15 protein-coding genes are annotated in these 15,246 nt (G+C 32.3%); 4 read left to right on the top strand and 11 right to left on the bottom strand.

Features of this window, described 5'->3' with window-relative positions; translation table 11 throughout:
• Positions 1–74: 74 nt before the first annotated feature.
• The gene (locus LIX58_RS02420) at positions 75–887 is read right to left on the bottom strand and encodes an ABC transporter permease (RefSeq protein ID WP_126565417.1); all 813 of its coding nucleotides are present in this window, start codon (positions 885–887) and stop codon (positions 75–77) included.
• A gap of 330 nt (positions 888–1,217) precedes the next feature.
• On the opposite strand from LIX58_RS02420, the gene tagH reads away from it, so the two are divergent.
• The 3 genes from tagH to LIX58_RS02435 all read left to right on the top strand — a co-directional run bounded on the left by tagH (position 1,218) and on the right by LIX58_RS02435 (position 3,767).
• Entirely contained in the window at positions 1,218–2,012 is a 795-nt protein-coding gene (gene tagH / locus LIX58_RS02425; RefSeq protein WP_226386037.1) for a teichoic acids export ABC transporter ATP-binding subunit TagH, read from the top strand.
• Positions 2,013–2,136: 124 nt separating this feature from the next.
• Positions 2,137–2,499, top strand: a complete 363-nt coding sequence (locus LIX58_RS02430) for a DUF2294 domain-containing protein (RefSeq protein WP_126565006.1) — start codon at positions 2,137–2,139, stop codon at positions 2,497–2,499.
• 242 nt (positions 2,500–2,741) lie between these two features.
• Positions 2,742–3,767, top strand: coding sequence for an NAD-dependent formate dehydrogenase (locus LIX58_RS02435; RefSeq protein ID WP_226386038.1), 1,026 nt, complete (start codon positions 2,742–2,744; stop codon positions 3,765–3,767).
• Between the two features lie 447 nt (positions 3,768–4,214).
• On the opposite strand, the gene tarA is transcribed toward LIX58_RS02435, so the two are convergent.
• Entirely contained in the window at positions 4,215–4,976 is a 762-nt protein-coding gene (gene tarA, locus LIX58_RS02440) for an N-acetylglucosaminyldiphosphoundecaprenol N-acetyl-beta-D-mannosaminyltransferase TarA (protein WP_126565004.1), read from the bottom strand.
• Between the two features lie 274 nt (positions 4,977–5,250).
• Here tarA and LIX58_RS02445 point away from each other — a divergent pair, with 274 nt between their 5' ends.
• Positions 5,251–5,994: a M50 family metallopeptidase gene (locus tag LIX58_RS02445; protein ID WP_154836466.1), complete on the top strand. Its 744-nt coding sequence runs from the start codon at positions 5,251–5,253 to the stop codon at positions 5,992–5,994.
• Between the two features lie 97 nt (positions 5,995–6,091).
• Here LIX58_RS02445 and LIX58_RS02450 read toward each other — a convergent pair whose 3' ends face one another.
• The 9 genes from LIX58_RS02450 to LIX58_RS02490 all read right to left on the bottom strand — a co-directional run bounded on the left by LIX58_RS02450 (position 6,092) and on the right by LIX58_RS02490 (position 15,236).
• The gene (locus LIX58_RS02450; protein ID WP_126565002.1) at positions 6,092–6,739 is read right to left on the bottom strand and encodes a metal-dependent transcriptional regulator; all 648 of its coding nucleotides are present in this window, start codon (positions 6,737–6,739) and stop codon (positions 6,092–6,094) included.
• Positions 6,740–6,926: 187 nt separating this feature from the next.
• Positions 6,927–8,969: a cation:proton antiporter gene (locus LIX58_RS02455; RefSeq protein ID WP_154836465.1), complete on the bottom strand. Its 2,043-nt coding sequence runs from the start codon at positions 8,967–8,969 to the stop codon at positions 6,927–6,929.
• 330 nt (positions 8,970–9,299) lie between these two features.
• On the bottom strand, positions 9,300–9,833 hold the full coding sequence (locus LIX58_RS02460) for a Na+/H+ antiporter subunit G (protein WP_226386039.1): 534 nt from the start codon (positions 9,831–9,833) through the stop codon (positions 9,300–9,302).
• On the bottom strand, positions 9,808–10,110 hold the full coding sequence (gene mnhF2, locus LIX58_RS02465; RefSeq protein ID WP_226386040.1) for a Na+/H+ antiporter Mnh2 subunit F: 303 nt from the start codon (positions 10,108–10,110) through the stop codon (positions 9,808–9,810). The genes LIX58_RS02460 and mnhF2 overlap by 26 nt, the downstream gene beginning before the upstream one ends.
• A complete protein-coding gene (mnhE2, locus tag LIX58_RS02470) occupies positions 10,107–10,589 on the bottom strand; it encodes a Na+/H+ antiporter Mnh2 subunit E (RefSeq protein ID WP_126564999.1) in 483 nt (160 codons plus the stop codon). The genes mnhF2 and mnhE2 overlap by 4 nt, the downstream gene beginning before the upstream one ends.
• Positions 10,586–12,085 (bottom strand): Na+/H+ antiporter Mnh2 subunit D, encoded by a 1,500-nt coding sequence (mnhD2, locus tag LIX58_RS02475; RefSeq protein WP_154836464.1) that lies wholly within the window; start codon positions 12,083–12,085, stop codon positions 10,586–10,588. Before mnhD2 ends, mnhE2 begins: the two co-directional genes overlap by 4 nt.
• Complete coding sequence (mnhC2, locus tag LIX58_RS02480) at positions 12,075–12,425, bottom strand: Na+/H+ antiporter Mnh2 subunit C (protein WP_126564997.1); 351 nt, start codon at positions 12,423–12,425, stop codon at positions 12,075–12,077. The genes mnhD2 and mnhC2 overlap by 11 nt, the downstream gene beginning before the upstream one ends.
• Positions 12,422–12,847 (bottom strand): Na+/H+ antiporter Mnh2 subunit B, encoded by a 426-nt coding sequence (gene mnhB2, locus LIX58_RS02485; RefSeq protein WP_126564996.1) that lies wholly within the window; start codon positions 12,845–12,847, stop codon positions 12,422–12,424. Before mnhB2 ends, mnhC2 begins: the two co-directional genes overlap by 4 nt.
• Positions 12,834–15,236: a DUF4040 family protein gene (locus LIX58_RS02490; RefSeq protein WP_126564995.1), complete on the bottom strand. Its 2,403-nt coding sequence runs from the start codon at positions 15,234–15,236 to the stop codon at positions 12,834–12,836. The genes mnhB2 and LIX58_RS02490 overlap by 14 nt, the downstream gene beginning before the upstream one ends.
• Between the last annotated feature and the right edge of the window lie 10 nt (positions 15,237–15,246).

Genomic DNA, 15,246 nt, shown 5'->3' on the forward strand with positions numbered 1-15,246 from the left:
AATTAAAAATAAAACTTTCTGAATATATAAAACAGGCTGGGACAAATATAAAATGTCTCAGCCTTAGTTTACATTTATAAGAAATCTGCAAAGTGATCTCGATATCTACGATGCAGGATTGAACCTAAAACGAAGAAAATCAAGATAACTGCTACGTTGTAAAGGAATAATTTCCAATGTTCAACGAAGTACCATTCATGGAATAAAATCGCTGCACGATAAGATTGTGCTAAGAAATAAACCGGATTAAATTTCATAATATCATTAATCACGCTACTAATTCCTGTTTCTTTAGGAATCCATAAGATTGGTGACATGTAAAATAAAATTCTCAATAATGCTTGCATAATCATTTGAGTATCACGCACGATGATGCCCAATGTTGAAGTGAATAATGCAACTGACGCAGTAAAGAAAAATGTGAGTGGTACATAGATTAGTAATTGTACAATGTGTATAGATGGGAAAATGCCATTCCCCATACAAATAGCGATAATGATGGCCAATAATCCAATATGACCATAAAACTTACTTGTCACAATATAAGTAGGAATAATAGATAATGGGAAATTCATCTTCGCAACTTGATTGAATTTCATAGATACAGATTTCGTACCTTCGAGAATACCTTGGTTGACGAAGAACCACATACTGATACCTACTAATAACCATAAAATAAATGGCACGCCATGAATCGGCGCATTACTTCTAATTCCCATACCAAATACAAACCAATAAACCATAATTTGTAAGGCCGGGTTAAGTAATTCCCATGCTACGCCTAAATAATTATTAGTGTTTGTAATTTTGATTTGGAATTGTGCGAGTCGTTGTACTAAATAGAAATTTTTTATATGTTCTTTAAAAACAGATCCTACTGCCGACATTGAAATAAACCACACTTTCATTTAAATATCCACGATGGCATTTAAATTCTTTAACTTATCACTTGAATACTTACATTCATTATATATAACATTTCTCGAAAAGTTTAATATAATTGAAGTATAAAGGTATATCATTTTATATACTGTTATTTTCTTATTTAAAAAACGATTTTTATGTTGCATATTCATTTTCAAAAATAAAAAAATAATCTTTTATATTTACAAAAACTATACAAAATCACTTATACACTTTACACTAGGTTAATAAATTTAACAACTGTTGTGTGATGTATTATAATCGATATAACTATCTGTAAGGAAGGAATACTTATGAGCGTATCTGTTAACATTAAAAATGTGACAAAAGAATATCGCATTTATCGTAATAATAAAGAGCGTATTAAAGATGCCTTAATCCCTAAAAATAAGAATAAAACATTCTTTGCTTTGGACGATGTGTCAATTACTGCCAATGAAGGCGATGTAATCGGATTAGTAGGCATCAATGGGTCTGGGAAATCAACATTAAGTAATATGATTGGTGGCTCATTATCACCTAGTTCTGGAACAATCGAACGCCACGGGGAAGTAAGCGTCATCGCCATTAACGCGGGACTAAACGGTCGTTTAACTGGTGTAGAAAATATTGAATTTAAGATGTTGTGCATGGGCTTTAAAAAGAAAGAAATTAAAAGACTTATGCCTCAAGTTATTGAATTTAGCGAGTTGGGTGAATTTATTTATCAACCTGTTAAAAACTATTCAAGTGGGATGCGTGCGAAATTAGGATTCTCTATTAATGTAACGATTAATCCTGATATCTTAGTTATTGATGAAGCGCTCTCAGTGGGAGACCAAACCTTTACTCAAAAGTGTTTAGATAAAATTTATGAGTTTAAAGAAGCAAATAAAACCATTTTCTTCGTTAGTCATAACATCCGACAAGTGCGCGAATTCTGTACTAAAATTGCTTGGATAGAGGGCGGTAAATTAAAAGAATTTGGCGAACTAGATGACGTATTACCTAAATATGAACAGTTCTTAAAAGATTTCAAGAAGAAATCTAAAGCAGAACAAAAGAAATTTAGAAAGCAGTTGGATGAGAAACGTTTCGTCGTAAAATAAAAACAATTTATAACTAAAAATAAATAAACTTTATTATTTATTTTGAGTTTATTACTTTAAAAATTGAGTTAAAAGTACTACTATAAATAGTGGAATTTATGAATATTATTCACATATAAAGAAGGTGAACATCATAGCCTCAGTTAATAAAACACAACAATTCGCAAATTTAGTGCGAGCTTATAGAAAATCTTATATTGGTAAAGGTCCTGAAAATATCAAAGTTTTCTTTAAGGATAATTGGGCTATATGTCACATGACTGGAAGTTTAAGTAAAGTCGAAAATTTCTATTTGCAAAATAAAGATTTTACAAGTATGCTTAAACAAGGACGTACAGAAGAAATCAAAGATTTATATAAACGTCAACCTCCAAAAGAAATGGAAGAACTTGTTGGCGCTAAATTTGTAAAACTTTTTACTGACGTCGATTTAGAAAACGATGAAGTCATTTCAATATTTGTTTTTGATCAATCAATTGAAGATTAGTACTTCAATTTTATATACGATATATAATTTAATAACATTCAACTTTAAAGTAAGATAGGTTTACTGTCTTAACTTTTTTGGGATTGGTGTAAGGTACTCGGTGCTGTTTGCTAACCCACTTTATTGAATCTATTGTTTAATTCAAGGAGGTGGTCCAGGCAAAGAAGCATCGAGTATTTTTTTAACGTTATAAGTGCTCTCAACTTAGAATTACTAGAAAATTCTTATAGGAGTGTATATTTATGAAAATAGTAGCATTATTCCCAGAAACAGATAAAGGTTTAGACAATCAATTATTAAATACTGAGAAAGCAATAGGTCTTAGAGATTTTTTAAAAGATACTGAACATGAATTAGTTATTTTAAAAAATGGTGAAGAAGATTTAGACCAACATTTAAGTGATATGGATATCGTCATCAGTGCGCCATTCTACCCTGCTTATATGAGTAAAGAACGTATTGAAAAAGCACCAAATTTAAAATTAGCAATTACTGCAGGTGTTGGTTCTGACCACGTTGATTTAGAAGCGGCTAGTCAACATGATGTTGGTGTTGTAGAAGTAATAGGCAGTAATACTGTTAGCGTTGCTGAACATGCAGTGATGGACTTATTAATTGTATTACGTAATTTCATGGAAGGTCATCGTCAATCAGTTGAAGGTGAATGGGATTTATCTAAAGTAGGTAACCAAGCTCGTGAATTACAAAATAAAACAATTGGTATTTTTGGTTTCGGACGTATCGGTCAATTAGTAGCTGAACGCTTAAAACCTTTCAATGTAACAATCCAACACTACGATCCAATTAATCAAAAAGACAATGAAAACTCTAAATTCGTTGAATTTGATGAATTAATTAAAACAAGTGATGCTATCACAATTCATGCACCTCTTACTCCTTCAACAGATAACTTATTTGATGAAGAAGTATTAAGTAAAATGAAAGAAGGTAGCTACTTAGTTAATACAGCTCGTGGTAAAATCGTTAACACTGAAGCATTAGCCGAAGCAGTTAACAAAGGTCATATTCAAGGTTATGCAGGTGATGTTTGGTACCCACAACCAGCTCCAGCTGATCACTCTTGGAGAAATATGCCTCGTAATGCTATGACGATTCACTATTCTGGTATGACTTTAGAATCTCAAGCACGAATTGAAGACGGTGTAAAAGATATCTTAAACCGCTTCTTTAATAATGAACCCTTCCAAGATAAAGACATCATCGTTTCTAGCGGTAAAATTTCAAGTGCTAGTTACACTGCTAAATAATAGATAGCATTTATAAACGTTATATTGATTAATTATTTGCGTAATAAGATGATTCCCTGTAGTCTTTTATGCTTAATTGCTTAAACTTAATCCTAGAAATGTAAAACCCTAAAAATTAAAACGTATTTTATTAATATATATAATTAAAATAAAAATACGAGTTATAACTTATAGATGAGCCATAAATGTCATCATAAGCTTAAAAACTCAAAGTTAAAAGTTAAGCGTAGACGTAGCTCTTTAAGTAATATTGATTCTTCCCCAATTCAAATCAATTAGTTTAAAGGTTTACGTTCTATAGCTGACTCGCAATCACTAAATTCTAATATATAAATGATTATATTGAATCATCAAACTTTCCCTGTTAACTTGATGATTTAATATAAAAATTTCTCCCCTTAAACAAAGAGAGAAAGATGATACTCCCTGGTCATCTTCCTCTCTTTTTTATTTTTTCTTATTTTTACGTTGAACTTTTAATACTTTGTACATAAATTTAGGTATACTTTTCATTCGACCTATACGTCTCCAATCAATCAAGAGACGATATACCCATTCGACATTTAATCTTCGGAATAGTTTAGGTGCACGTTTTTTGGTGCCACTAAACACTTCTAGAGAGCCACCTACGCCCATGAATAGTGTATGGTCAAATGATTGTTTATGCTTTTCAATCCATTGTTCTTGTAAAGGAAAGCCCATACCTACAAAAATATAATCAGGATTAAAACGTTTGATGCGTTTAATCACTGTCTCATCATTTAAATCAATATAACCATGATGATGTTCAAACTGAGCTTGAGGATATCTTTGTTGTAATTTCTCATGTGCTTGTCCAACAATTTCTTTAGTTGAACCTAATAAATATACTTTTTGATGATTAGCATGAGCTATTTTCATACAATGATTCATTAATTCAATTCCAGGAATTCGACGTTTCAATGGTGTTTTTAATCTATTTGAAGCTTTAACTATACCTGTACCATCTGGAACAATATAATCTGCTTGATTAATAAGTTGTCGATATGAGACATGTTCAGTAGCATAATCAACAATTTCAGGATTAGCCGTCACAATAAATAGATTGTCGGATGTATCTTCATGAAAAAAGTTTTTAACATTTTCAATCATATCAAGCATAGTTACATTATCGAAATACACACCTAAAATATCTACTTTTTGAGTTTTTGTTTTTATTTGATCACACATTTAAGTAATCTCCTTACTCTCCATACAATTTCGTATCCATATATTATATGAGAATTTAAAATATATGAATACTTTTTTCTTAACAATTTTTTTACAATCAACCTCTTAAATTCATATATATGATTAAGACTAAAAGTATATATAATATAGGAAACTTTAAACACTTTTGTTCCGAACGCCTTAACGCCTTAAAAATAGGCCTAAAGTCTAAACGCTAAAATAAAGCTTTTCAATTATAATAGAAACTATATATATGAAGTAAACGAGGTTGATTATGCTTTATTTAGAGAATTTTTTCACGACGACGTTTAATTTAAATATTTATTTAATCGTTATTATAGCTATTCTATATATTTTTATCCATCATAATAGGCAACATACTATCAATCAATATTTAGATATATATTTTAACTATATCCCAGTGTTAACGCATGAATTTGGTCATGTCTTATTTAATAAAATCAGTGGCGGTAAAGCAAAAGATTTAGTCATAGTGATGCGTCCAAGTGAGCGACTACAAACGATGCAACAAGGTTATGCAATTACGCAATCAAAGCATTTAGTAGGTCAATGTATCACTACTTTAGGAGGTTACGTTATGCCTCCAATTATGCTTTTAATCGGCTTAAGTGCAGCGCATTATAACCACCCTAGTCTATTCTTAACCGCTTATATCTTTATTTTTATCTATTATTTATTTTTAACTTCTAGAAAAGTTTCACCGATTATAGTGCTCGTCATATTAGGTACACTTTTATATTTTTTAATACAACATGATAATCAAGCATTGATTTATTATGTCGTACTATTGAGTTATCATATAATATTAGGTCTTTTATTAGGCGAAGTTTTACAATCCAGTTGGACAATTTTTAATCTTACATTCCAAAAGCCAGCGCCAAGCTGGGATGGTCACACTTTAGCAACAATAACCCACATTCCAACTGTCCTATTTAGCGTACTATGGATAGCCATTAATTTTTTCGCTCTATATTTAATGTTCAAATTCACATTTTAAAAGCCTCAATTTAATAAAAAAACCTCCGATAAGTAGTGGTTAACCGCTTATCGGAGATGAATTTATAATTTAAACCTTTAATTATTTACCCTTACTCTTACACATGCTCTGCAAAGATGTTCATCGCATTATCGTAACTTAAAATCGTCACAGTCTCATTATGTTTAACAATAATGACTTTATTAGTCTCATCCTTAGTAACAATTTCAACTTCATTACCAATTGAAATATCTTTACTTGAAAGATAAATTAGTAATTCTGTTTTATCGCGCACACGTTTAATATGAACACGATCGCCAGGTTCAAATTCAAGTAATGAGGTAGTAAATTTTTCATTAAAATGATAATCACGCGGAATAATTCCACCGTGCGGACATGTTTCAGGATAATCTAGTAATTTATCTAATCTTTTAACAAATAAATCAGAAACACGATGTTCTAGAATTTCCGCTTCTTGATGGACTTCTTCCCAATTATATTGTAAAACTTCTATTAAAAATAACTCCAACAGACGATGACGCTTAATGATATCCAACGTATGCTTCAAGCCTTCGTCCGATAACTTCACACCTTTATAATGTTTCGTTTCGACGTAACCAGCTTTTTCCAAACGCCCTACCATTTCACTAACTGAAGGAGGCTTAATATTTAAATACTGAGACAATTTCTTATTTGAAACAAATGAGTGATCACCATCATTCGCTAATATCGCTTTCAAATAATCCTCTTTCTCTTCAGTTAACATTATTTCACCTCACCTAAGCATTCACTTTATTGTATCACGAATTGCACGCAAATGTTATTGCCTCACATTTTGAAAAGGCAGTCCCTAGTAGCTAAAGATAATTAATTATAAACGTATCGTGTTCTACCTTTTCAAAGAAAAAATCCCTAATGCAAGATACATCAGGGATTCTTAATATAATATCATTCTAATCCGTCAAGCTATCCACGATAACCATCTCATCATAGTTAATCGCTTCCCTCAACTTCAATGCTGTACTTTCAGTAATTTCATCGTCATTCACTAAATCAGTTAAAATACGACGTTGTTCTCTTAAAGCATTGAGTTTAATCTTCGTAATCGAATCTTCGGCACGTGTGTTAAAGAAGTTAGCTGGAGAGAGGTTATCAATTCTCATTAGATAACCGTCACAAATCATTCCAACTTCTAATTTATTATCTTCATTGGCTTCATCTACTAAACGACTCACCACATTGTAATGGACAAGTTTATTAATCTTTGAAAGTTCCATTAAGTTATCCGTTACGCTTAATGATGAAGCAGCATTCGTACGTGTACGAATATGACGTTTTAAAAGCCAAGCTCTCAAGCCGACGATAATACGACGGATTAATGATGCTTGTCTATATACTTGCGTTCTTTCGGCATATCTCATGTAGTTTTCTAACATACTTTTAGTGATATCGCCTTTGTCTGCAAGATCTTTAAGCGTTTTATTCTCAACTTTAAACGCTATACTTTGTAAACGTTCAAGTTCTTTAGAGTTCTCATCATCTTTTTCCACAGATTTCAAGAATGTCAATTTATCATGATATTCTTTGATTACGTTACCATAGCGATAACTTGTTTCAAATGTAGAATGATGATTTAAATAATCAATTACATGTTCAAGAATATATATTCTGGCCTCTTTAAAGTTCATACTTCCAATTTTGGCTTTAGGCGCAGAAGCTGTGACAAATGGCAAGACAACTTGCGCGATAACTAAACTTATAATTACCATTCCTGAAGAAATAAATAATAAGTCATTTCTGTAGGTAAACGCATGATGATTCGCCAAATAATACGGCAACGTTAATGCGATAGCTAAAGAAATGGTTCCGTGAACCCCGCATAGCGTCATAATTAACGCATACATACTACGTTTAGGTGGTTTCTCTTTTCTCTTATCGTCGCCTTCATCGTTCATCATTTTTTGAAAAGGGCTGACCGACAAATAAAACGATGGATAGAGTACATACACCCAAATAAATCTAAATAAATACACAGCTAAAGCAACTAAAGCAGTAATAATCATTAAGAATAATAAGTTATGTGGCTCAGTTTTTACAATATTGCCAATTACTTCTGGCACTAAAAATCCTAATATTGAAAAAACAAAACCATTTAAAGCATAACCTAGAATATTCCATGTATGGTTATAACTCATTTGAAGACGCGTACGTGTCTGCGCAATACGATCACGCTCAAAACCATGTACCAAACCAGCAACTACAGCCGCAATGATACCTGACGCGTGAAACATTTCAGCTACGAGATACGTTACAAATGGTGTAAGTAATTGAAGGAACGTAAACATATTGATATTTTCAATACCGCGTCTTGTAAGCGTTAAACGGAATCGCACTAATGCGATACCAATGAGTAAACCAACAATTGCGCCTCCTATAGAAGCAATTAAGAATTGTTGCACCGCTTCAACTAAAGAAAACGCTCCAGTAATTAACACTCCTACAGCGATTTTAAAAGATATGATACCGGCAGCATCATTTAATAATGATTCACCTTCTAAAATCGTCATAGCACCTTTAGGTAAAACCTTACCTTTTGTAATAGCTTGAACTGCTACAGCATCTGTTGGACATAAAATTGCAGCTATAGCGAATGCTGCACCTATTGGTAAATCTGACCAAATCCAGTGAACAAATAATCCAACGCCAATAACTGTAGTAATAACTAGACCTAACGCCATCAACATAACAGGCTTAAGATATCGACGTAAATGGACTCTAGAAACGTTAACGCCCTCAACGAATAATAAAGGCGCTATTGTGGCTACCATAAAGAGTTCAGAATCGAAGTTGAATTCCACAGGTACTGGTAATAAAAAGAGGAGCATGCCCAAAGCAATTTGGATAAATGCCAGAGGTACTTTAGGTAAAAAAGTATGAACAAAGGAGCTTATAATCACTACAGCCAGAAATATCAGAATCGTTTCAAATATTTCCAAACTTTCACCCCATTATTTTCTTATTGAATTAGAGAAATAAGATCTGCTTAATAATATTTTTATGTCTAATTATATCCACAAATGATTCATCTTAAACTCTTAATCAGTTAATTATAATTTTACCATTATTCTGACTATGAATTAACTAACTTGCACTCATGCTTATATGAAAAGAATTAAATTGCTAACATGTTATAAAATATTTATTTTATTATTAATTTATTAGAACAAATGACTAATCCCCTCACTATGCGATATTGAATAGCGAAGGGATTTTATACATCATTTATATTAGAAGTAGAAGGCATTCACGTGTAAATAAAAATAGTATCAATCTTCTAAATCTTTTTCTGCTTTTTCTATGAATTTTTTATTTTCTTCAATTTGTTTTTTTCGAGCCTTTTCATCTTCTAATTCTTTTTGTTTTTGAATGTCGTGATAAACTTGTTCACGTTTCTCTTCGCGCTGTTTCGCTCTACTTTCTAATTCTTCTTTAGTATTGAACTCATTTGAGCTTAATAAAATAGTTGATTCTCTAGGAACATCGTCTTTGCGATACATATAAGCACCTGTACGATAAGCGGCTCTTGCTACCAGATGCATGCCTACCGGAGAAGTTAAATTGATAAAGATAATAGATAACAATAATCGTACGCTAAAGAAACTCTGTGAATGGATGAAATAAATTAATACGCCTATTAGTGTTAACAACACAGATAACGTCGAACTCTTAGTAGACGCATGACTTCGTAAAAAGACATCTTGAAATTTGACTATGCCAATCGCACTAATCACTGCAATGATACTTCCTAGAAAGATAAGGATGGCGGCGATTAATTCAATGATTTCGTTTATTTGTTCCATTGAATACTCGACCTCCCCCTATAAATCTAGAAATTGAGACTGAACTTACAAAGGATATAATCGCAATTAACATAATTGAATCTAGATAAGACACCGTATCGTATATCACGCTAATAATGCCTACTATACACATAATTACAGCACTCGAAGCATCAAAGGCTACAACTCTATCTGCCGTCGTAGGTCCTTTAATCAAACGGAAAAGACCAATTAAAAACGCTATACCAAATAACACGAGTGCGCTTGTCGTAAAGAAATTGATGAGTGACTCAATCATTGTGTCACCTCCAGAATCAAGTTTTCATATTGCTTGATATTTTTCAATAAACTTTCTTTTTCCTTTTCTGAAACATCAATACTGTGAATAAAAAATTTATTGGTCGCTTTTGAAATTCTAATAACTGTAGATCCAGGCGTAATAATAATTAAAATTGTTAAAAATGTAATAGACCAATCATTTTTAAGACTCGTTTCATAAGTTAAGAGTCCGGGATTCATATCTTTTGTTTTAAAAAGAATGTAATTAATAATGCTAAGACTAGATGTTATTAATTGATATAAATAAACTGCTAAAAACTTAATTACAACCCATATCTTTTTAGGATAAAATTCCTGGTTAAAGAAACGGTGAAGAATATATATCACTATTAAGCCAATCACATAGCCAGCTACAAAGGTAGAGAATACAAATGAATGTTCATCTTGGAAGAGCACCCATAGAAACGCAATTAAAATGTTTAAAACAATTTGTCTCATTTATTCTCCTCCTTTAAATGTGTATTGACTAAATTATGGAAATAATGATCGTCTATATTTAATTTAGTGGCATTTTCTGTTGTTTTCATCACCACTGGTGCAGCGATACCCATTGCTAATACTACGGCAATTAGAATACCTAGAATACTTTTACGATGCATTGGTAATGGGTTGAAATCAACTTGTTCACCGTCGTTATCTCCAAAGTACATAATGAATAAAATTCTAAAGAGGCTATACATGGCAATTAAGCTTGTAATAATCATTAAACTTAAGCCAATATAATTTCCATTTTGAACTGCCCCTTGGAAGATAAGGACTTTTCCTGGGAAACCACTAAACGGTGGAACGCCTCCAATCGCGAAGATCATTACTATAAAGGCAACCCCGTAGAACGGTTCTTTTTTAGCTAAACCACTTAAATATCGATATTCTCGATAGCCTGACATATAAACTAAACTACCAATGACAAAGAACAGCATTGTTTTAACAATAATGTCATTTGCTAAATAAAAGATAGCGCCATGAACGCCAGCAAATGTGTTAGAACCTAATCCTAAGATGACAAAGCCAATTGATAAAATAACTTGGTAAGATGCTACTTTCTTAATATCGCGATAAGCAATCACGCCAAATGCGCCGATAATCATCGTAATACATGATAGAAATACGAGTAGCGGATGCGTAACGCCAGTATGTTGATCAAATAGTAAAGTAAAGAAGCGGATTAACGCATAAGCCCCTACTTTCGTCATTAAAGCTGCAAATAAGGCAGCAAGTTCTGTATTTAATACTGCATATGCTTTAGGTAACCACATAAAGAGTACCAAAGCCGCTTTAGATCCAAAAGCTACCATAAATACGATAGAAACAATAATAATTGCCCTATTATCATGGATTTGATCTAAACGTAAGGCAATGTGAGAAAAATTCAATGTACCTACTATTTTATATAACAAACCGATACCTAGTAAGAATAACCATGAGCCAATGATATTTAATACTACATAAATAATCGCAGCACGTAGTTGTTCTACCGATTGTCCAAGCGTTACTAACACGAAGGACGCAAGTAACATAATTTCAAACATGACATATAAATTAAATAAATCTGAAGTTAAGAAAGAACCGATGACGCCTACTGTTAAGAATAAAATAAAAGAAGGCATATAAAATCGATTGACACGTTGTTCGCCTCGTCCAAATCCATATGACATGATTAAAGTTACTACAAAGGAAGCTACTGTAGTCATTAATAGACCAAGTGAATCTCCTAAAAATTGTATACCAAATGGCGCTGACCAATCACCAAAATTTAGTGTAATCGGCTTATGCTTTAATACATAAATGAGTAAAGCAAAAGAAATAATTGTATTGAGTGACATCGTACCGATATACAAAATCTTTGATAAAGTATTTTTATCTTTCGTAAATACGAGCACTAATGCACATACTAAAGGTAATAAAAGTGGGAGGATTAAAATATTACTGTTCATGTTTATCCTCCTCTCCTCTCAACACATTGATATCCGATTCTTTTGTTACACGATATGTTCGATATATCAATACTAATAGAAAAGCTGTCATCGCAAATCCAATAACGATAGCTGTTAGTACAATCGCTTGTAATAATGGATCTACGAAATTGTTATTTGAACCATGAATTAATGGTTCAACCATTTTATTACTATAGTGACCCATACTCATGATAATTAAATTACCTGCATGAGTATAAATTGAAATACCAATAACGATACGTATTAAATTTAAAGATAGAATCATGTACGTTCCTATAAATACTAAGAATCCTATCACAAAAAGTAAAATTAAATTCATGAATTACCACCACTTAAACACAACATTACTGTAACAATGACGCCCACTACAGTAAGTAATACGCCACCTTCAAAAAGAGTTACTGTAGTCACATGAAGTTCGCCAAAGATAGGTAAAGGAATATGTGCTTCACTTTGATGTAAGAAAGATTTACCAAAGAATATAGGAACGACTGCTGTTAATACTGAAATGAAGGAGCCAATAATCATCAGCTTCTTGAAATCTATCGGCAAACTTTCTAATACTTCATTCACATCGAAAGCTAAAAACATTAAGATGAATGCTGAACTAAATATAAGTCCTCCAATGAAACCGCCACCTGGATTATTGTGACCTGCAAAGAACACATAAAATCCAAATGTGAGTAAGATGAAAACCACAATTTTAGTGACTGTTTTTAAAACAATATCATTCTCTTTCATCTTGGCCCCTCCAATCTTTATAAGTTAATAATGTATAGATACCTAAACCAACAATAATTAATACAAGACTTTCAAACATTGTATCTAATGCTCTAAAGTCACCTAAAATGGCATTAACTATATTCTTACCACCTGTTAATTTATAAGCATTCATATAATATTTAGAAATCGTTTCTAGTCCATCACCTTGTTGAGCTATAAAGACTAGTGTCACAACTGCACCTGCCATAATAAATGACACAATTATTTTAATACTTTCTACTTTTAAATTATTTGCTCTACGAGAAATATTTGGTAAACGTGAGAAGCTAACAATAAAGAGAATGGTTGTAATTGTTTCGACTACTAATTGTGTTAATGCTAAGTCTGGCGCACGCATTACTAAAAAGAATAGTGCTACAGAATAACCAATAATACCGTTTAATATAACCATTGTTAAACGTTGGCGAATAAATACTAATGCGATACCTACAATACTTACCATTATTGCTAAAATAACTTCTAATGGACCGAAGTCGGTAACATGAATTTGATGTAGTTTAGGGAAACCGACTTGCATAATGCCATAAGCTACTAAAATCGCAAAAATCATGAGCGTGATAATATTGTAATGATTCAAGCGGTTATTCATTAAATGTCGAATACTTTGACCAGAATAGCTTTCAAATTCTCGATAAACTTTGCGATACGCATTGGTAATTGAGGCATATTTTACAACGCGATGTGTGAGATACTTCCAATCAATCTTCAAGGCTAAAATAAGTCCTACTACGATAACAATTACACTAAATATTAATGGTAAATTAACGCCATGCCATTGTGAAACATGCGGTGCTAGTGTATCTACATTGGCACCTAAATACGTAACATTGCGTAAAGCTGGTAACACAATGTGATGTGTAAAGAAATTAGGTACGAAGAAAATAATTGGTAACATAACCATTAAAATCATTGCTGGTAAACTAAAGAGCCAAGGCTCATGGATATGTTTCTTCGGCACTTCTTCTCCATCAAATTCGCCCCAATATGTTTCTTTTAACATGTAAACTGCATAAACAAATGTAAAAATACTAGCAATTACTCCTAAAGCCACTACTAAAATAGTTAACGGTAAACCAAATTGCTGTAACTTTATAGCTTTAACTAATGAGTCAAAGAACATTTCTTTACTCAAGAAACCATTTAAAAATGGTACGCCTGCCATTGATAAGGCAGCTAAAGTCATTGCTAAATTCATTTTAGGGAAATATTTACGCATACCACTTAGACGACGAATATCTCTTGTACCTGCCTCATGGTCTATAATTCCTACACCCATAAATAAAGCACATTTAAATAACGCATGGTTCATTAAATGGAATAAGCCGGCAAATAAAATGAGCGTATATATCTCTGCCATAGGACCAGATGGATGCTGAGCAATACCGCCTCCTAAACCGACCATAGACATAATCATACCGAGTTGACTTATTGTAGAATATGCTAATATTCCTTTTAAATCATATTGTCTTAAAGCTGTAATCGAACCAAACATCATTGTAATAAGTCCTACGAACGTTACTGTATAAATGTAACTATCACTTAAACCTAATATTGGAGTAAATCTGAATAGTAAAAAGATACCTGCTTTAACCATTGTGGCTGAATGTAGATACGCACTTACTGGCGTAGGAGCAGCCATTGCTTTCGGTAACCAAATATGAAATGGAAATTGCGCTGATTTTGTAAAAGCACCTATAAGCAACATTATCATCATCGGTATAAATAAAGCATGATCACTTATTTGATGTCTTTGTGCTATCAATTCAGAAACAGTATTAGTACCGGTAATGATATAAAGCATAATAAAGCCAGTTAATAAAGCCAGGCCACCTAGTACAGTAATCATGAATGATTGAATCGCACCTAATTGACTATTGGGATTGCTATACCAATATGAAATTAATAGGAATGAGGATACACTTGTTAATTCCCAAAAGACATACATTAAAATGGTATTATTAGAAATCACAATACCTAACATACTAAACATGAATAAGAGTAAATATAGGAAGAAACGCGGTAAATTATTACTGCTATCCGCCATATATTGTGTCGCATAGAAAAAGACAGCAACACCAATAATTGAAATAATCAACCCGAACATGAGTCCAAGGCCATCTAACCTCAAATCGAAATTAACATCAATAACAGGCATCCAAGGGATTTTAAATGTAATCAATTTTTGATGCATCACATTAGGAATCTGAGAAAGAAAATAAACAGAAGCTATAATTGGTGCAAGTAATGATATGTAACTTGAGTAGCGTCTTAGAGGCTTAATAAATAATGTTACTAAGACTAACCCCATCACTAAGATGAGACTGCCTAGTAAATAGACTAAGCTCATCAAATACCTC

This window comes from Staphylococcus sp. Marseille-Q1834 (assembly GCF_916858875.1).
Classification (GTDB): domain Bacteria; phylum Bacillota; class Bacilli; order Staphylococcales; family Staphylococcaceae; genus Staphylococcus; species Staphylococcus pragensis.